The organism is Acinetobacter sp. WC-743, assembly GCF_000335555.1.
In the GTDB taxonomy this organism is placed as follows: Bacteria; Pseudomonadota; Gammaproteobacteria; order Pseudomonadales; family Moraxellaceae; genus Acinetobacter; species Acinetobacter bereziniae.
Genome location: NZ_AMFQ01000104.1, coordinates 17,259 through 37,072, shown reverse-complemented (window position 1 = coordinate 37,072; position 19,814 = coordinate 17,259). Strand labels below are relative to the sequence as shown.

Annotated in this window: 18 protein-coding genes; 8 read left to right on the top strand and 10 right to left on the bottom strand. The window is 38.0% G+C overall.

The window, feature by feature from the left end:
- Positions 1-85: 85 nt before the first annotated feature.
- Positions 86-817 carry a tRNA (N6-threonylcarbamoyladenosine(37)-N6)-methyltransferase TrmO gene (gene tsaA / locus ACINWC743_RS16500; protein ID WP_009586230.1) on the bottom strand — a complete coding sequence of 244 codons (732 nt, stop codon included), beginning with the start codon at positions 815-817 and terminating at the stop codon, positions 86-88.
- 99 nt (positions 818-916) lie between these two features.
- Here tsaA and ACINWC743_RS16495 point away from each other — a divergent pair, with 99 nt between their 5' ends.
- Entirely contained in the window at positions 917-1,696 is a 780-nt protein-coding gene (locus ACINWC743_RS16495) for a ferredoxin--NADP reductase (RefSeq protein ID WP_004831549.1), read from the top strand.
- 59 nt (positions 1,697-1,755) lie between these two features.
- On the opposite strand, the gene ACINWC743_RS16490 is transcribed toward ACINWC743_RS16495, so the two are convergent.
- From ACINWC743_RS16490 to ACINWC743_RS16480, 3 genes are all read right to left on the bottom strand, one after another.
- Positions 1,756-2,247, bottom strand: coding sequence for a YfbM family protein (locus ACINWC743_RS16490; protein ID WP_009586237.1), 492 nt, complete (start codon positions 2,245-2,247; stop codon positions 1,756-1,758).
- Between the two features lie 112 nt (positions 2,248-2,359).
- The gene (locus ACINWC743_RS16485) at positions 2,360-5,134 is read right to left on the bottom strand and encodes a M16 family metallopeptidase (protein WP_009586218.1); all 2,775 of its coding nucleotides are present in this window, start codon (positions 5,132-5,134) and stop codon (positions 2,360-2,362) included.
- Positions 5,135-5,614: 480 nt separating this feature from the next.
- A complete protein-coding gene (locus ACINWC743_RS16480; RefSeq protein ID WP_009586238.1) occupies positions 5,615-6,445 on the bottom strand; it encodes a PhzF family phenazine biosynthesis protein in 831 nt (276 codons plus the stop codon).
- A gap of 218 nt (positions 6,446-6,663) precedes the next feature.
- Between ACINWC743_RS16480 and ACINWC743_RS16475 the strand changes: the two genes are divergently transcribed.
- From ACINWC743_RS16475 to ACINWC743_RS24915, 3 genes are all read left to right on the top strand, one after another.
- Positions 6,664-6,978, top strand: coding sequence for a hypothetical protein (locus tag ACINWC743_RS16475; RefSeq protein ID WP_035301323.1), 315 nt, complete (start codon positions 6,664-6,666; stop codon positions 6,976-6,978).
- Positions 6,979-7,168: 190 nt separating this feature from the next.
- On the top strand, positions 7,169-7,363 hold the full coding sequence (locus ACINWC743_RS24920; protein ID WP_009586213.1) for a hypothetical protein: 195 nt from the start codon (positions 7,169-7,171) through the stop codon (positions 7,361-7,363).
- 196 nt (positions 7,364-7,559) lie between these two features.
- On the top strand, positions 7,560-8,033 hold the full coding sequence (locus tag ACINWC743_RS24915) for a hypothetical protein (protein WP_227561222.1): 474 nt from the start codon (positions 7,560-7,562) through the stop codon (positions 8,031-8,033).
- A 61-nt stretch (positions 8,034-8,094) separates the two neighbouring features.
- Here the strand turns inward: ACINWC743_RS24915 and ACINWC743_RS16465 are convergent, their stop codons facing one another.
- Complete coding sequence (locus tag ACINWC743_RS16465) at positions 8,095-9,486, bottom strand: L-cystine transporter (protein ID WP_009586231.1); 1,392 nt, start codon at positions 9,484-9,486, stop codon at positions 8,095-8,097.
- A gap of 195 nt (positions 9,487-9,681) precedes the next feature.
- Between ACINWC743_RS16465 and ACINWC743_RS16460 the strand changes: the two genes are divergently transcribed.
- The 3 genes from ACINWC743_RS16460 to ACINWC743_RS16450 all read left to right on the top strand — a co-directional run bounded on the left by ACINWC743_RS16460 (position 9,682) and on the right by ACINWC743_RS16450 (position 13,124).
- Entirely contained in the window at positions 9,682-10,266 is a 585-nt protein-coding gene (locus tag ACINWC743_RS16460; RefSeq protein ID WP_009586234.1) for a flavin reductase family protein, read from the top strand.
- Between the two features lie 163 nt (positions 10,267-10,429).
- A complete protein-coding gene (locus ACINWC743_RS16455; RefSeq protein WP_035301314.1) occupies positions 10,430-11,608 on the top strand; it encodes a YbfB/YjiJ family MFS transporter in 1,179 nt (392 codons plus the stop codon).
- A gap of 157 nt (positions 11,609-11,765) precedes the next feature.
- Positions 11,766-13,124, top strand: a complete 1,359-nt coding sequence (locus ACINWC743_RS16450; RefSeq protein WP_009586205.1) for a nucleobase:cation symporter-2 family protein — start codon at positions 11,766-11,768, stop codon at positions 13,122-13,124.
- A 68-nt stretch (positions 13,125-13,192) separates the two neighbouring features.
- Here ACINWC743_RS16450 and ACINWC743_RS16445 read toward each other — a convergent pair whose 3' ends face one another.
- The 3 genes from ACINWC743_RS16445 to ACINWC743_RS16435 form a co-directional block, all read right to left on the bottom strand.
- Positions 13,193-14,434 (bottom strand): lipase family protein, encoded by a 1,242-nt coding sequence (locus ACINWC743_RS16445; RefSeq protein WP_009586232.1) that lies wholly within the window; start codon positions 14,432-14,434, stop codon positions 13,193-13,195.
- A gap of 183 nt (positions 14,435-14,617) precedes the next feature.
- Positions 14,618-15,496 (bottom strand): 4-hydroxybenzoate octaprenyltransferase, encoded by an 879-nt coding sequence (gene ubiA, locus ACINWC743_RS16440; protein WP_009586209.1) that lies wholly within the window; start codon positions 15,494-15,496, stop codon positions 14,618-14,620.
- Positions 15,497-15,513: 17 nt separating this feature from the next.
- Positions 15,514-16,011, bottom strand: a complete 498-nt coding sequence (locus ACINWC743_RS16435) for a chorismate--pyruvate lyase family protein (protein ID WP_009586217.1) — start codon at positions 16,009-16,011, stop codon at positions 15,514-15,516.
- A 277-nt stretch (positions 16,012-16,288) separates the two neighbouring features.
- On the opposite strand from ACINWC743_RS16435, the gene ACINWC743_RS16430 reads away from it, so the two are divergent.
- On the top strand, positions 16,289-17,821 hold the full coding sequence (locus tag ACINWC743_RS16430) for a DUF4139 domain-containing protein (protein ID WP_009586203.1): 1,533 nt from the start codon (positions 16,289-16,291) through the stop codon (positions 17,819-17,821).
- Positions 17,822-17,898: 77 nt separating this feature from the next.
- Here the strand turns inward: ACINWC743_RS16430 and rnk are convergent, their stop codons facing one another.
- Complete coding sequence (rnk, locus tag ACINWC743_RS16425; RefSeq protein ID WP_009586223.1) at positions 17,899-18,303, bottom strand: nucleoside diphosphate kinase regulator; 405 nt, start codon at positions 18,301-18,303, stop codon at positions 17,899-17,901.
- 229 nt (positions 18,304-18,532) lie between these two features.
- Positions 18,533-19,786, bottom strand: coding sequence for a serine hydroxymethyltransferase (glyA, locus tag ACINWC743_RS16420; RefSeq protein ID WP_009586222.1), 1,254 nt, complete (start codon positions 19,784-19,786; stop codon positions 18,533-18,535).
- Positions 19,787-19,814: the final 28 nt, after the last annotated feature.

Genomic DNA, 19,814 nt, shown 5'->3' with positions numbered 1-19,814 from the left:
ATGAGTGATAGCATAAATTGAGAAATTCCTTTTTGACGAGTAATACCTTAAAAACTCTCATCATTTTTTGCTCTATTCATAGTGTTTAAGTCTGCTCATAGAGCATGATTTCTTGGATAACAATTGCTTCATCACTACAGCTAAATTTAATATTCGTCTGTCCAAAACGCATCCCATAAATTCTTTGCGCATCGTCTTGATAGGCTGGACGTGGATCCAATGCCAATACTGACTCAAGTTCAGCAATATATTGCTGATCAATTTTTGCCTGTTGTAATAAACCTGTTCTAGATTGACATGCATGTTCTGACCAACGTACTTGTTTAACAATAGGTCGATCTTGTGCATAACCACTTTGCGCATCCAACACAGCGTCAGAATACTGGATATAAGGTTTGATATCTAAAATGGGTGTACCGTCTAATAAGTCACTTCCTGTCACATAAACACGCACAGTATTGCCCACTTTTTTGACCTGTTTAAGTTGAACAACCGACAATCCAACAGGTGCTGGACGATACATACTGCGTGTAGCAAATATCCCTATTTTCTTATTGCCACCTAATCGTGGCGGACGGACTTGGGGTCGAAATTTATCCTGTTGTTGCTGATTTTTATTGTCATGAAACTGCCAGATCAGCCATAAATGACTAAATGCTTCAATTCCTTCAAATGCCTCCATAACATTATAAGGGGCGAGCATTTCAATAAAAGATTCGACCTGAACCAAATTCGGTTGCCGAGGAATCCCAAATTTTTCCACATAAGGTGAACGCATAATACCAATAATTGGAAGACTCAACTCCGTCATAATCATTTTTTCTGATAAGCTCAATTAAATATATTCAGTTTATCGAGAATGATTTTAGATTAGAATAGCAAGCTGTTCTAATTTGATAATTTATTGAGACCTTTAATGGCTGCTTTCAACGTCGAAAAGATTACTCACGTACACCACTGGAATGACACTTTATTCAGTTTTAAGACCACACGTGATACTGCATTACGTTTTAAAAATGGTCAATTTGTGATGATTGGTCTTGAAGTCAATGGTAAGCCTTTAATGCGCGCATATTCGATTGCTAGCGCTAACTACGAAGAAGAATTAGAGTTTTTCTCAATCAAAGTACCTGATGGTCCTTTGACGTCTATTTTACAAAAAGTAAAAGTTGGCGATGAAATCTTGGTTTCGAAAAAACCGACTGGAACTTTAGTCCTTGACGATTTAAATCCAGGTAAGAATCTTTACCTTCTTTCTTCTGGGACTGGACTTGCACCATTCTTATCAACCATTCGTGACCCTGAAACTTACGAACGCTTTGAAAAAGTGATTGTTGTCCACGGAACACGTTTTATTTCTGAATTGGCATATCAAGATCTTATTCTCAATGAACTTCCAAACAATGAGTTCTTTGAAGAATTAGGCATCAAAGATAAATTGGTTTACTACCCAACAGTAACGCGTGAAGACTTTCATACACAAGGTCGTGTAACGACTGCAATTGAAACGGGCGCTTTATTTGAAAAAATCGGTTTACCACGTTTTAATCCAGAAACTGACCGTGCAATGTTATGCGGCAGCCCAGCATTCCTTGATGACGTTGTGGCACTATTGGATCAACATGGTCTTAAAGAATCACCAAAAATGGGTGTATTGGGCGACTACGTAATCGAACGTGCATTTGTTGAAAAATGAGTTTTAATCGTTAAAGATTAAAATGATAAACCGAGGTCAACGCCTCGGTTTTTTAATGATTAATGAATATAAATCAACACAGCCTGATTTCTGAGTGCCGCTTCTTGATAGAATTGTTTTAAGTCTTGAAAATACGGCAAAATATACTGTAACCCTTCCTCACTGTCTTCATCCCACATATTTGGATAAATATCAGCTTGGTCCAAGGCTTCAATATCATATTGCTCTGAAAACTGATGATCACTGACCTGCTCTACTGCGTTCGCAACTTGCTTCACTTGTTCCGCTGTTAAATATCTGGCTGGACCGATTCCTAAATCCTCACCAATCTCTTTACCACCGAAAAACACCATTGCTAAAGGACCTTGTCCTCCATAAGCATCACCATTTAAGATAAAATGAATGGCATGCCATGTCTTATCCAAATCCAAAGTTTGTGATTGTTGATCTTTTTGATCACCATAAACATAAGCTTCAAGTAAATTTGGTGACTGAATAAAGTCTTCTAATTGTTGCGTTGAAATACTCAATAAATTGCCGATCATTGACATTGTTTTCACTCTTTTTTCATTATTCTTCGAATTTATAAATCAAAAACCATATAAGTATAGGGTCTGTGAACAGACCCTATACTTTACTCAAACTAATTTTTAATTTAGGCGATCAATTTATACCTTTCTGAACTTGCCCATATTGATCAGCCATGACTTCAACCAATTGCTCTGGTTTAATATATTTTTTAATCGCAGCATCAACATCAGCCTTAGTCAGCTTGGCAAATTCTTGATCACGTAAACCACGACTATCCATTTTTTTATTGCGTTCAAGTTGGCTGTTAAGCATACGATGAATGATCCGCTCATCTTCCAATGAGGTTACACGCTGCTTCATAATATTGGCTTTTGCCGCTTCCAACTCTTGACTAGTCACGCCAGTAGTGAGTAAATCCTGCAATACCTTACGAACCACTTGTGATACTTCAGCAGATTTTCCTGCGGTGTAATTGGCTTCGATCGATAAAGCTCCAGCATCATTGAAAGAATCTAAGTTAAGTTGACTGCCAAAACCGTAAACCAAGGCATTCTTCTCACGCAATTCCTGTCCTAAACGAGAAGATAACTGGGAATCGCCAAGAATATAACTAAACACAATTAATGCGGCTGCATCTTTATTGTCTACACCTACAGGTAAAGTCTGTAATGCCTGATAACTACCAAATTCACGTTGTTCTGACAGTGCATGCACTTTTTGTGCTTTGTAAGTATTAAATTCAGTCGATAAGCGTTGGTATGGTTGTTTACCCGTCCAATTTCCAAACTGTTGATTAAGTAACTTTTGCATAGCTTTGGCATCATATTGTCCTGTCACAGAAATGAAGCCGTGATCCATTGCAAAATACTTTTTATACAGGTCAATCACCTGTTGATTGGTCGCTGCCTGAATCTGCTGTTTTGCCAATTCAGGTTCAAAATGATAACGCAAATCTCCTGGTTGATAGGTTTCCAATAGACGCGCTATTGTTAAAGAGGAAACCGTTTCTGGCTCAGTATAGGGACGGTCTAAACTCGAAAGACTCTGTAATTTAATCAGATCAAATTGTGATTGTTCAAATTTAGGATTTTTCATTACAGAAACAATATATTTGAAGAAATCTTCAAATTTTTCTTTTTTCGCTGAAATTTGAATGGTTATCCCATTATCAATGGCCGCTGCAGTTGCATCACCGCCTGCCTCAATGGTTTTATCTGCAATATTCTGTAAGCTATATTGCTCGGATGCGCGCAACAATAAATAAGCCATAAAATCTAAAATTTGCGATTTATTTTTTAAAGCCTCTGCTGTACCAAAATTCACTTCAATGGTCGCATAGGTTTTATCATCACGTGTCGAGGTTGGGAACAAAGCATATTGCATTCCATTCTTCAATGTTCCGCGTTGAATCTTTTTCTCTGTCGCCTCTAAGTACTGTTTTGACTGTTGAACGTACTGAGCAACTTCAGCTTGGTAAACACTGACATCTTTCAATGGTTCAACTGCTGCTGCCTGCTGATCAAGTGTTTTCGGTTTTTCAGTTGCTTGTTTTTGTTCTAAAGCTTTTTTCTGATCTTCTGGTGTAGGTTGAATATCACCATGGAAACGATGCTGTTGGGTGAAGAACGACTTTAAAGTTGAATTGGTTTCATTCACTGTCAAATTTTGAATACGTTGTTGATCTTTAAAATATTGCGCCCAATCACCATGAGAAGTCACCACATAGTCACTTAACATGCCTCCTACAGCAGTTGCACTGCTCATTAGGTTATCGTGTGCATTCTGAATTAAGTTTTTAACGCGTTTTAATTCGACATCATTAAAGCTTGGGTTCTGCTCCACACCAGAAATCAAGGATTGATCAATCTTCTTAGCGTCATGATTCGGTGCATAAATTGCCCCCATAAACACCAAATTAAAATCATCATCTAACCATGTTGTTGACTGAACGTTGGTCGCAATACCTGTTTCTACCATACTTGAGTAGAGATGACCGCTCGGTTGCAAAGTATAGAGATAAGGAGCAAGTGCGAGTGCTGGTTGAATTTTTTCATTCTTACCATTCATATAAATATTGAATTTGGCAAGATCGCTGCCTTTTTTCACAGTGAAATCACGATTTTTAATTTTTGCAGAATCTAATAATGGCACTTGAGCCTGTTGCGGGATTTGACGTGCAGAAATCGGGCTGAAATTTTTATCAATCGCTTTTAAAACTTCTGCCTTATCAAATTTACCTGAAATCACCATGACCGCATTATTCGGTGCATACCAATCTTTATAGAATTTATTTAATTCACTCATTTTAATCGATTGCAGTTCAGATAAGTCACCAATAGGTAAACGTCCTAAAGATTGATTACCATAAGCTGCTTTCCACATCTGATCCATTAATACAGCAAAAGGCTGATCCATGCGCACTTCACGTTCACGCATGACAATATTAATTTCAGATGGAACAAATTTTTCTTGGAGTACCAATTTATCCATACGCTGTGATTCTAAGTAGATCACTTCATTTAAGATATTTTGGTCTGGGCGAACAATATTGGTATATTTGGTTGAGTAATAATCTGTGCTGGCATTGGTCATCAACGTGTATTGATCTAAACGGCGTTGAAACTCTTCACCTTTCACATCTTGCGTGCCTTTAAAAGCCAAATGCTCAAGTAAATGAGCCAAACCACCTTTACCCTGTGGATCATTTAAAGAACCCGTTAAATATACGGTGTTCATAAACACTTTATTTTCTTTATCGTTTGGCGCAAGTAAAACCCGAAAGCCATTCTCTAGCTTATATTCTTCAATATTATGATCAGATTTAACCAGAACAGTTTGAGCCAATGTCGACGCACTGAAACCAAGAATACAGAGAGAGAATGTGAGTTTTTTCAACCGCATAAGCATAAAAGAATCCAGAATTTTTTAAATTTTAAACATTTATAAGTGAGACATCTTAAAAAATTCTGAACATAATTTATAGTTAAGTTTTGAAAAAATAGCCGTTTATTTCAACGGCTTTTGTAAGCATTTCTGAATAAATATAGTCAAACCGCCTGATTATTCATACAAGTGATTTGGATGATTCATTTATTTTGTACTTTTGAATCATAAACAGTTTTGCTATCACGAGGCGACATGGATGTCGCCATGTTGAGCGGGGGTATTAGGATGTACCCCTCGCTCAACGGAAGATTTTTGTTACTTTTCATCTCTGAAAAGTAAAGTATCGCCTACGCAAAACAATTTAAACTTTAGAGCTAAAGCGTGGCAGTGCAAGCTTTATATCATCAAACAATATATTGATCGCTTTAATTTTATTGATCAAGAGAAATGATATTCAACTGGATGAATTTTTCAACAGATTGACTATACAATTCAGTCTATTTAAATCACGATCTCAGCTTGCATGTAAAGCTGGGCATAACCAGAAATTTCAATACGATTATCTGCTTGAAGAGTGCAAAATAATGTTCCACCACGCTCAGAAGCCTGATAACCGATTAACTGATTTTTTGCTAATTTTTCAGCCCATAATGGCGCTAAACCCGTATGCATAGACCCTGTCACAGGATCTTCATTGATTCCTTTGTGTGGAGCGAAATAGCGAGCAACATAATCATATTGATCAGAAGCGGCAGTGATGGTCACATCAAAACCACCCGAACTTGCTGTCAATGCTGTACTCACACTGTATTCCTCTGCAATACGTGTAATGTTAACCAAATTTGCTTGAGCATCAATCACATCTTGTGCCGAATCACAGACCAAAATATAAGCCTGAGCATTTAAATAAACTTCTTTAAAAGGCTTATCAATCACATGATTCAGTAATTCAGGATATTCCGTAACTTTTTGCGGTCTGCGTATTGGAAAATTCATTTGAATCTTGCCATCATCGGCTTGTTGAATGGTAAAAATACCTAAGTCTTTCACATGGAAACGAATTGTTTTTGCTGACGTATAGTCTTTAAATAAAACAAATGCTGATGCTAATGTTGCATGTCCACAAAAGTCCACTTCAACTTTTGGCGTAAACCAACGAATCTGATAATTTTCATCGTCGATTCTTTTTACAAATGCCGTTTCTGCCAAATTATTTTCTAAGGCAATATTCTGCATCAAGGCATGATCAAGCCATTCGTCTAAAACTAAAACTGCCGCAGGATTTCCTTTAAATAATTGTTGTGTAAAAGCATCAACTTGGTACATTTTCATCACAGAGACTCCTTATTTTCACACATTCTAAGTCAAGCAAAAAAATGATTACAGATACAATCTAAGTATAAAAATGGATACAGAATATAGATATTTAATTCATGAAACTTTTCATTCACAAAACGAGCATTTTCATTATAGTATTTCAGGTGAATAATTTTTATCCCAATAAATAGGCAATAATAATGAAGAATAATCAAATGAAGAATCCCCAAACAATGTGTAAAAGCATCGTAATCACCTGTTGCTTACTTTTTTCTCCTTGGGCAAGTGCATCCAATACCACTTGGATTGCAGGAACAACACATAAAGGAAAAGTTACCGTTCCTATCGAAAACGGTCCAAATGTGGTTTGGAAATGTGATGGTTCTGTTTGTCGAATGACTGGTCCATGGGGCAATCAACTATCGCTTGACTCATGTCAAAGCTTGGTCTCCCGTATTGGAAAAATTAATTTTTACAAAAATAGTGCGGGTAAAATTTGGACAAAAAAATCTAAAGAATTGGCAGAATGTAATAAAGCATCGCGATAGCGTACTCTAAAATTAACACCATAAATTTACAAGAGACGATGACTCCATATTCTTTATCACTGCTTTCTAAGCATCAATGCATTAAATTGGAGTTATATTTTATGTGTATATCCCCCTCTTCAGTATAGGCAATTGATCGAATCCATTGAGTGTATTGAGAAATTTAAACTTTCATATATGGGATAAATGTATGAAGCAATCTCGTTATTTAGATGAGTTAAACATACTTTTGAATCAATCAAAATTCGAACAAGTCGAAGTGTATCTAAAAGCACACTCAAATTTACCTGGACCTCGCGCAAATTTAGAACTGAGCTATAGCTTTGCCAGATGCTTTGCAAATATTTCAATATCTCAAAGCTTATGGGAATTTTTAGAGCAGTAGCTTTGCCAGATGCTTTGCAAATATTTCAATATCTCAAAGCTTATGGGAATTTTTAGAGCAGTTATTAAATACATCAACTGACGGTAATTCGCGCGAAACAATTTTACCTTTCAGTGCTTTACTCGGATTATCTCAGAGTTATTTTTCTCAAGACACAACTCATCAAAAAATCATTTTAAATCAAAATCAAACCATGATGAATGATTCACGTTGGAGACTTCGAGAAGCCGCAGCAATGGCGTGCCAAATTATTGGGGAGCAAGATTTTTCAACTATCAAAAACTGGTTCGAACAGATATATCCTGATTCTAGTCTGCTAGAAAAAAGAGGAATTTTAGTCGCTCTTGCTCACCCTCCTCTCTTAACAACCGCAGCTAACACTGTATATTGTTTAAATCTATGTGAACAAATTTTTAACGATATTTTTCCGTCTGATCATCAAACAATAGATCAATCAGAAGCCTTTAAAACATTGAAGAAAAGTTTGGAATACGTACTCAGTGTATTTGTTGCTGCAGATCCTTTACTCGGCTTTGATTTGCTTGCAAAGCTTGCTGAGAGAAAGCATCAGCAGATCAATAAAATTCTTAAAGCAAATTTATCAAAAAGTCGATTAACTAAAAAATATATGCTTAAAATCAATAAAATATACGAAATGATGGATCAATAAATAAAAAAACACCTAAATAAAATTTAGGTGTTTTTAAAACTCAGACAATCGAGAAAAATGATCAGCTATGTTGCAAATCTTCTTGCTCATCTGAAAGTAAAATAGATTGGTCTGTCTGCCCCATCAATTGACTGGTTACCACACCAGCAGTCATTGAGCCATCGACATTTAAAGCCGTACGTCCCATATCAATCAAAGGTTCTATTGAGATTAACAACGCCACTAAAGTGACGGGTAGCCCCATAATGGGTAATACAATCAGCGCTGCAAAAGTTGCACCACCACCGACACCTGCAACACCAATTGAACTGAGTGTTACCACGCAGACCAAAGTCAAAATCCAAACAGGATCAAGTGGGTTAATCCCGACAGTCGGTGCAACCATGACCGCAAGCATTGCTGGATATAAACCTGCACAGCCATTTTGACCGATGGTCGTACCAAACGATGCTGAAAAACTGGCAATTGACTCAGGTATCCCTAAACGGCGTGTTTGTGCTTCAATATTTAAAGGAATACTGGCTGCACTTGAACGACTGGTAAAAGCAAAAGTCAGTACAGGTAAAACCTTTTTAAAGAAACGAATCGGGTTAACACCAGTGAATAATAAGATCAGTGCATGTACCCCAAACATGATGGCTAAGCCCAGATAAGAAGCAACAAGGAAACCACCTAGATTGACGATATCCGCTGCATTCGAGCTTGCCACCACTTTTGTAATTAATGCAAATACACCATAAGGCGTAAGCGTCATGACCAAGCGAACCAGTTTCATGACCCAAGCTTGTAAAGTATCAATTGCAGTGACAATACGTTGCCCTTTTTCAGCATCATCTCTAATGAGATTTAAACCAGCCAAGCCCAATAAGGTTGCAAAAATAACCACACTAATAATTGAAGTTGGGTGAGCTCCCGTCAATTCTGCAAATGGATTGGTCGGCAAAAATGATAAAATGAAATCTGGCACATTTAAGTCAGTGACTTTACCAATATAATCCGTTTGAATTGCTTCAAGTCGCGCTGTTTCTTGTGTACCTTGTACTAAACCTGCCGCACTTAAACCAAAAAGATTGGTGACAAAAACACCAACCAATGCTGCAATAAATGTGGTAATCAGCAATGTACCAATGCTGATAAGACTAATTTTACCCAGTGATGAAGCGTTATGTAGTTTGATCACAGCACTCAATATTGAAACTAAAACCAATGGCATTACCACCATCTGCAATAGTTTCACATAACCATTACCAACAATGTTAAACCATTGAATAGATTCAGTTAAAATCGCTGAATTTGTACCATAAACCCAATGTAATCCAAGCCCAAATACAACACCCAAACACAAACCTGCAAACACTTTTTTAGCCAGACTCCAATCGGTCTTTCTGGTTTGCATTAACAGTATGATTAAGGCAATGAATATGACAATATTCAAAATGAGCGTATAGTTCATTCGAGTTCCAATAGTTTTGATCGTTTTATTATAAACTTATTGTGAAATATCCAATAGCCTTTAGCACTTTTAGCGATTTAACTGATATTTTTTTGTTGCTCATAATCAACAATAAAAACATCATCTTATTTGCTTCATATGAATTTCATATAAGTATGTGCAAATAATGAATAAGTCCCCAATATAGGTTGTAATATGAATCAACATCTCCAAGCTGTTGAGCTTTCAAAAGCATATCGTCTGCTAAATCATGGGCCAACCGTACTGGTATCAGCGCAGTATGAACATGAGCAGAATGTCATGGCTGCTGCATGGGCATGTGCATTGGAGCTCGTACCTGCAAAAGTAACTGTTGTTTTAGACAAAAGCACAAAAACACGATTATTAATTGAAAAATCAGGCTATTTCATTTTACAAGTTCCCACCTTAAAACAACTAAAACTGGTGCAACAACTGGGTTCAATCAGTCAATTTAACGATCCAGAAAAACTATCACATTGTGAGACCCCCTTATTCAAGTTTGAAGGTTTTGATCTGCCCGCAGTGGAAGGCTGTGCGGCTTGGCTGATCTGTGAATTGATCCCAGAACCACACAATCAGCAGGAACATGATTTATTTATTGGCAAGGTAATCGCGGCTTATGCAGACGACCGAGTTTTCCGCAATGGGCACTGGTATTATCATGAAGTAGATGCTGAGTGGAAAAGTCTGCATCATGTTGCAGGTGGGCATTATTACACCATTGGTGACCCTGCCGATGCCAACCTCATTCAACCCTAATTTTTATTGTAACCAGAGTTCGAGTATTAAAGGCATTCAGTTGGACTCAGTATTGTCTTTTTTACCAATTGATGGATTATTCTTAAACTAAATATTGATTATTTATTGTCATTTTTTTCAATTCGCCTTATGGTGAATTGAGTGAAAAATGGATGATATGTAAGTGAACAGGACTGTTTCAAATAAACTTCAATTGAGTGTCTTTCTTTGTCTAAGTACCTGTTTAGCGATTGGTATATTGCGATTTTCCTATACCGCATTATTGCCCACTACCCGACTCGCCTACCACTGGGATAGTAGTTTTGCCAGTATATTGGGGAGTGCTAATTTACTGGGTTATCTCATCGGTGCATTTTGGTCGATGAAACTTCCCCACACAGCCAATATGCCTCGTTATCTTGTACTTGCATCCTGTGCAGGTGCAATCAGCTTACTCAGTTGTGCATTTTCAGGTTTTTCTGAACTATGGTATGTGTTCTGGCGAATCATCTCAGGCATTAGTGGTGGCTTAATCATGATTCTTGCACCCAGTATTGTGGCGCATTGTTGTCGAGCTGATGAACGCTTGAGTATCAATTTTATTGGTTTTAGTGGTATCGGGATTGGTGTACTTTCAGCCACCTTGTTTTTACCCTATCTAGATCAAATCAGTACCCAATCAGCTTGGATGATTTTGTTTGGGTTTTCAGCACTGATTTGCCTAATAAATGCTTATCTTTTACATGGGTTTAAAGATTATTTACACCATACAAGTGCCCAAAACAATTCTATCAGCTCGATGGATGGTATTTATCTGAGTGTGTTAATCGTATATGCATGTAGTGCTTTTGCTTATGTGCCACACTCATTATTTTGGATTGATTATCTAAAAAACACTTTACACCTCAACCTCTACCTGATTAATTTCAACTGGATTCTTTATGGTTCAGGCAGTGCTTTGGGGGCGATCAGTGCTTACTTATTGGCACGAAAATTTGGAAATTTTACTGCCTTAAAAATATTATATAGTATCTATGTCGTTGCAATTTTGGTCGCAGTCTTTTCTATTCATCCGATCTTTACTTATATTTCCTCATTTTTTACAGGGCTTCTCAATCCAGCTGTGGTGTTCTTAACCTCCTATACGATTCTCAATCTTTATCATACAGCCTATAAAAATTTATGGAGTATCGCAACGCTAGGATTTGCCATTACTCAACTGATTGGTGGTTTATGTTTTAGCGCATTGCAACACTGGGGTGTTTCATATTATCAACAATTCATACTCGCTTCAGGGGTGCTGTTGATAGGTACACTACAATTTTTTATCTATACCCGAATGAAATTTAAATCGCAGGCATAAAATACGATTTTTAGAAGGATGATGACTTAATATTGAACGTATCATCCTACGTTTAAGCCATTCGCTGCGCATGCAGAACCAAACCTATTCATATTTTACCGTTTGGCATACAAATTGCTCATCTAAACCATTGATGAAAAATTCATGAAGGTTTCATATGAGCGCTGAAATTAACAAAATCAAACCTGAAGATGAAGTTTTAAGTTTAGGAAAAAACCTGACTTTTGGTCTACAACATGTACTCACCATGTATGGTGGTTTAATCGCTGCCCCATTGGTAGTAGGGACAGCCATTGGTTTAAATGCAGCCGAAATTGCACTATTAATTACTGCCTCGATTCTTGTTGGTGGTTTAGCTACTTTGTTACAAACATTAGGAGTGAAATGGTTTGGTGCAAAACTGCCCATAGTACAGGGCACTTCATTTGCTGCCGTGGCAAGTATGATTGCGATTGGTACTACAGGCGGTAATATTCAAACAATTTTTGGTGCAGTCATTGTCAGTTCTATTTTTGGTTTGTTGATTGCTCCATTTTTCTCAAAAATTGTGCGTTTCTTTCCACCGATTGTCACAGGTTCCATCATTACAATTATTGGAATTTCACTGTTACCCGTTGCCATTCGTTGGATTATGGGAGGAAATCCCAAAGCACCCTCATGGGGTTCATTAGAAAATATTGGAATTGCAGCATTCACACTCACGATCCTACTTTTGGTCAGCCGTTTTGGTACAGCAACCATGGCACGTCTGGCAGTATTGATTGCGATTATCGTCGGTGCGATATTCACCATCTTTTTAGGCGTTGCCGACTTTTCTAAAGTAACTCAAGGTGAGCTGTTTGCTTTGCCACATTTGTTCGCCTTTGGTCTTCCTACTTTTGAAATGTCTGCCATCTTGACCATGTGTATTGTCAGTATTGTGATCCTGACTGAAACTACTGCCAGCCTATTGGCGATTGGTGAAATTGTAGATACAAAAATGGACAGTCCCCGTCTCGCAAATGGTTTAAGAGCCGATATGCTTTCTTCAGCGATTGCCCCCTTATTCGGTTCATTTATGCAATGTGCTTTTGTACAAAATGTTGGCTTGGTCGCTATCTCAGGTGTGAAAAGTCGTTTTGTGGTTGCAACAGGTGGAGCAATTTTAGTGGTTTTGGGTTTATTGCCTATTTTTGGTCGTATTGTCGCAGCGATTCCGATGCCTGTTCTGGGTGGAGCGGGTATTGTTTTATTTGGTAGTGTTGCTGCAAGCGGGATTCGTACACTTTCTAAAGTCGATTATCAAATCCAGTCCAATTTAATCATTGTAGCAGTTTCAATTTGTGCGGGTTTAATTCCGTTGATTAGCCCAGAGTTTTTCAATGCATTCCCCAAAGTATTACAAACCTTATTTCACTCGGGGATTACCACGACCTGTATCGCAGCAGTCATGCTGAATATCTTCTTTAATCATCTGTCCTTTGGTAAAAGCTCGGTGAAAGCTCCTGTTAAGCCTGTACAAACAGTGACGCATTAATTTATAAAAACAGAGCTTCTATTGAAGCTCTGTTTTTATATCAATAACTACATTTAATCATTAAAAGATTATTTTGTGATTGGCATATGCTTTTTAATAAAGGCAACCAGTTCAGGATTCTTTTCAACAATCGCTTGAGTGTGACTTGCATCTAATACAGGCAAGAAAGTTACGTCTGTCCCCAAAGCTTTTAAACGTTGTTGCAATCCATCTGTCACTGGATAAGGAACTGCCATATCAGCAGTACCCTGAATAATCATCACTGGTGTATTGATTTTCTTGGTTGCAGGTTGATTATCACTAAGGAACTTTTTCACTGTTGGATTATCTTGGAAATTATCGACTAATCCAGGATAGTCTAAAACAGTTTTTCCGCCATTCTTGACAATATAATCACGGATGTCATCGGCAAATTTATTATGCAATTCATCTAGACATAAGCCATTTTCGCCCGTTGAACCTTCCGCAAATTCTGCAATATTTTTTGAACGGTCTTTGAAAACTTCTCGATAATTAAACTTAGGTTCATAAGCAGTTACCCCAACTGTGGTATAAGCAGCATAGGCTAATAATTCTGCATACACTTCAACAGCGGTACCTAATGGGGCTGTTCCAGCTTGTTCTTTTTGAAGGATATCTCGAATTGCTTGTGGTGCAACGACAGAAATGATATAGCCTAAACTTGAAGCAGGTGCACCTGCTACTGCACCTCTATAATTGGCATCATTGTTGGAAAGTTCTGCTGTACCTAAAGAAGCATGACCACCTTGAGACTGCCCTACGGACATCCATTGACCATTGATCTGACTACCATAATGATCTTTATAGGCTTTTACCGCATAAATCGCTGAATTTGCTTCGCTCTTTAAATTCAAATATGGGTGCATACCTGGTGTTCCTAAGCCCTCATAGTCAGGTGCAACCACCACATAGCCTTCTTTTAATAAGCTTTGTGCCATAGCTTTAAAACGTGGGTTAAAGCCATTCTTACTCGGCGCACAGCTATCACCTACACCTACCGTCCCATGTTCCCAAACCACGACTTTCCAACCTTCCGCAGGTCTTGTTGTTTTAGGCACAAAAACCATGGCTGTGGCTTTTTTAGTTTCCCCTAAAACATTCGGCATATTATAGGTCATGACTTTGACTGAGGATGCTTCACTCATACTGTCTAAATAATATGAACTTTCAGATATATAACTTTTATTACTATTCCAATTATCCCAGTTGTCATCATCATTACATGCGCTTAAAAATAATGCTGAACCACAAGTAATAGCCAATAGTGTCCGTTTAAATAATACTTTCATTACCCTTTCCTCAAATTTTTCTTTTTTGAACAGCTCCGTGTTCCCCTCTAATTAAACATAAAAAAAAGCATCTTGCTAGAATGCTTTTAACCAAAGAGTAAAATAATATAGAAATACAAATAATTAATTTTAATTTATGTGATTTATCACACTTTAAATCAAACTCAATCAGCTTTAACCAAATCAAATGAGTGCAATAAAAATACCTGCAAAAATAATCAGTCCAACCCAACGATTGTGCCTAAATGCCCAGAAACATCTTTGTGGATCACGATCTTTGGTTTTACTCCACTGATAAATAAAGTCGCCTGAAACCAATAACAATGCAATCAGTCCTATTGGGATCAGAATATTTTCCAAATACAGGGCTGCACCAATCAACACCACACTGCTCAACTGCAATAATGAAATAATTTCTATATCATAGCGACCAAACAGGATAGCTGTAGATTTCACCCCAATTTTTAAATCATATTCTCGATCTGTAATGGCGTACTGCGTGTCATAAGCAACAGTCCAAGCGAGATTGCCAAAATAGAGTAACCAACATGTCCAACCTAAAGGTTTGCCCATTGCAGTAAAAGACATGGGAATTCCCCATGAAAATGCCATTCCCAACACCACTTGGGGTAAATGGGTATAACGCTTCATGAATGGATAAATAAATGCCAGAAGCAAACCTGCTAACGCACAATAAAATGTTGCAATCGGTAAAAAAAATAAAGTGCAGGCGCTTGCAGCCACCAACCCGATAAAAACCCAAACTGCTTCTTTTGCCGAAATTACACCCGTTGCAAGAGGACGGTTTTTAGTGCGTTCAACGTGGGCATCGACTTTACGATCTGCAAAGTCATTGATTGCACAACCTGCCGCACGCATAAAAATTGTCCCTAAGACCATCGCAATCAAAGTAACAATATCCGGGATTCCTTCCGCAGCAATCCATAATGCCCACATGGTTGGCCAAAATACCAACTCTGTTCCAATAGGTTTATCAAAACGACATAGATAATAATATGCTTCTAACCGTTGTTTCCATGTGGTTTGTTGCGCTATTGCCATGACAGTCCTTCAGTACACTATTTTGAAATATGCTGTTGTTGTAAAAATTGTTCAAAAGCAGGTAAAAAAGTTTCTTGAACTATAAATTTACAACCATGCCAAGTATAACAACTTTGGCGTGTCCAACCTTCTGCTAATTTTAAAACACGTCTTTCACATAAAGGATTGGTTCTTTGGAACAAAAACTTTCCAATTGGTTTGGTTCGGATGTGTTTAAACAAACGTGCTTTGCTGTGAATACTTAAAATAGGAAAGATACTTTTTGCTTTAACCCAAGGTTGTGCATCACAACCATATAAATAGCTTTCTCGCACCCATGAGGTATGTTGGTGAGGCATTGACATCCATTGACTGTCTAACAATGTCATTCTTTGATAGTGCTCTTGGATAAGCTGGACTTTGAAAATACCACCTGCCGCATCTGTCAATTGCTGGGTCAGGGAACCTTGTGCAAACAACCATGTTTTTAATTCAGGAGGAAATTTATGATCCCGTATTGCGCATGATTGTTTCAATGTTCACCCCTTCCATATTTTGGATGCCTCAGTTTAACTGAAATTTTTAACTTTGTTTGAGCTGATCTTTAAAATGTTCAGAATTAGTTGAAAAATCAATCAAAATTAAATCCACTCGAAAAGAACTTAATTTTCAATAAATCTCTTGATCAGTGATAAAGCATCACAAACATTTGGCTTTTTTAGTACGACTTAACTATTTTCGTTTTGATTTATCTTGATTTCTGCTACATTTTATAAATTAAAATCAATTGTAATGATTTCAGGACAAGCATAAATGAATATAAAAACTGCGCTAAAATTTAGCTTACTGTGTCTGCCTTCGACTTATAGCTTTGCACTCAACTTATCCAGTTCTCCAATCCAACAAGTCACCCTATACCCAACATTGGCAAAAATCGAACGAACAATTCCTGTGCAAGCTGGGGAACAGTTGGTGAGCTTGAGTGGACTGGCTGCCAATTTCAATATCGACCAACTGCAATATCAAAGTAGTAATATCGAAGTGAATGCAGTTTCTCACACTGACAGTGCATTAGATAAGCCTGCTGGCAATGAATCTTCACAGTTACGCGACCATATCGACGCGATTAAAAAGAAAATTTCAGAACAAAATTCAATTATTCAAGCTGCTGAGCTTCAGAATAAATTCTTGGGCAATGTGACCGAAGGTTCTGCACCTAAAGTTCGTAAGCAAGCTTATGAAGCGTTTATCGCCATTGATCAAGCCAAGATCGAAAAAGAAAAGCTTGAGCAACGTTTAGATGAGTTGGAACAAGATTTAAGCGCCATTGGTGACAGTGAATTTAATCAAAGAACCCTTAAATTTTATGTCAATGCACCACAACGGGGGGAAATTAAAATCAGTTATATGGTGCCTTATGCACGTTGGCAACCGATTTATAAAGCTGAATTGGATACCCAGACAAAGCAAATTAAGCTCACACGTATGGCAATGATTGCTCAAAAAACAGGTGAAGACTGGAATAATGTAAAGCTAGCACTGTCTACGGCGACACCGCAAAACTATGTTCAACAAGTTCAACCACAACAATGGTGGGTAAATTATTTTGAGCCAGAACCTGTTGTACGCCCTATTTATGCTATTGCTCCTGCACCAATGGCTGAAATGAGCTATGACCGAAAAGAAAAAAGTGCCAAAAAAGCGCCCCAGTTTCCACAATTCCAAGCAGCCGATCTAAACTTTAGTACTGAATTTCGATCAGAAACCAAAGCCTCTATTCCAAGTAGCCAACAGCAAATATTCTTACCTTTAAGCACAGAACAATATGCAGCAAAGCTTTCCGTATGGGCAATCCCTAAAAATAGTACCCAGGCAACGATTAATGCTGAGATTGCAAAACTGGATCAGAATTGGCCTTCAGGTACAGTGAAACTCTATCGTGACGGCGACTATATCGGGCAAAGAGCTTGGAACAACAGTGTAGATGAAAACTTACAAATGAGTTTTGGAACCGATGATCAAATCCAAATCAAAGTCACTGACTTGTCAGACAAGAAAAACCCTGTCAAAGGGACACAGTCAGAAACTACACAGAAACAGCAATATTCTGTGCAAAACTTACATAACTATCCAATTCAAGTGACTATTTTTGAATCTGAGCCACAAAGTCAAAATGGAAAACTGACCACTCACTCAACTTATAGCATTCCCCCAACGGCGACCCAATGGAATGGACAACCGAATATCAACTTATGGCAAGTGGATTTAAATCCAAAGCAAAGTTATAAGTTGGATGTACAACACCAGTTTAAATACCCAAGTAAAGGTAGAACCTCTGGTTTTTAATATTCTCTTCTCTACCATAAATAATGAAGCCCAGTCATCACTGGGCTTTGATTTGCAACATGCTCATTCAGCAAAGACTAAAGATAGTCACCCTCACGTTCAGGCTGATACAATACTTTTTCAATTTTAACTTTCATTAAGTGTCCATCGGGTTGCGGCCACTCGATTTCTTGCCCTTCAGCCAAACCTAAAATAGCGGCGCCAACAGGAGCAATGACATTGACCTGCCCTTTATCACCACGGAAATCATGTGGATAAACCAGTGTAATTTCAGTTGCTTCTGTTGATGGTGCAATCGTGATCAGTACCTTTGCATTCATGGTCACAACATTTTCTGGAATGGCATCAGGTGCAACCACTTCTGCACGTGCCAACTCTTCTTCTAAATGCTGCATGGTGATCGTCAACTTTGACTGATGTTCTAACATCGTTTCCAAACGATGCAAATCCTGTTCTGAAATAATAATATTGGGTTTAGTCATGTACCGAATTCCTTTGCACTATTGCATTACCACAAGCGTATTGATAAAGCCGATCTTACAGTTATACATCAATTCGCTTGCCAACTAAATTGACAAAGCAAGATATAAACTGAAATCCATAGCTTTTCATCACCGATTTCTTTTATAACAGATATTTAGTCGTATATTACTGCTTTTTATTCAACCATAAAAAAAGCCTCCTTGAGAGGAGGCTTTCTCAAGTCAATGCTTATTTTGCATAAACTGGGAATTTAGCACATACCGCTTCAACTTTAGCTTGTACTGCTTTGATTACCGCTTCATCACCTTTAGCGTCTAGGATATCAGCAATCCAACCTGCCAAATCACGCACTTCCGCTTCACCAAAACCACGAGTGGTTACTGCAGGTGTACCTATACGGATACCTGAAGTAACAAATGGAGAACGTGGATCATTTGGTACAGCATTTTTATTCACTGTAATATGCGCTGCGCCTAACCATGCGTCAGCATCTTTACCTGTCACATCTTGTTTAATCAACGATAACAAGAATAAATGGTTTTCTGTACCACCAGAAACAACATCATAACCACGTGAAATCAACACTTCAGCCATCGCTTTAGCATTAACAACCACTTGTTTTTGATATTCTTTATATTCAGATGTCATTGCTTCTTTAAAGCAAATTGCTTTTGCCGCAACAGCATGAACCAAAGGACCACCTTGGTTACCTGGGAATACAGCTGATTGAAGTTTTTTCTCAATCTCTTCATTTGCTTTAGCAAGGATCAAACCAGAACGTGGACCACGTAAAGTTTTATGCGTAGTCGTCGTTGTTACATCCGCAATTTGTACTGGGCTTGGATATACACCAGCAGCCACTAAACCAGCAACGTGAGCCATATCAACAAATAAATATGCACCAACTTTATCCGCGATATCACGGAAACGTTGCCAATCAACGATTTGGCTATACGCAGAGAAACCAGCAACGATCATACGAGGCTTGTGTTCTACAGCCAAACGTTCAACTTCTTCGTAGTCAATTTCACCAGTTTCAGGGTTTAAACCATATTGCACTGCATTATAAGTTTTACCTGAGAAGCTTACTTTTGCACCGTGGGTCAAGTGACCGCCATGCGCTAAGCTCATTCCTAAAACAGTATCGCCTGGATTTAAAAGTGCAAGATAGACTGCTGAGTTTGCTTGAGAACCGGCATGAGGTTGTACGTTAGCATAGTCAGCACCAAATAATGCTTTAGCACGATCGATCGCCAATTGTTCGATCACGTCTACATATTCACAACCGCCATAATAGCGTTTACCAGGATAACCTTCGGCATATTTGTTAGTGAGTTTTGATCCTTGTGCTTCCATTACTGCAGGTGAGCAATAGTTTTCAGATGCAATCAACTCAATGTGTGCTTCTTGACGGGCATCTTCTTGAGAAATTGCTTGAGCGATTTCTGGATCAAATTCAGAAATAGAGATATTGGCGAACATTAGCGAGGTCCTATGAATTAGGGCTTTT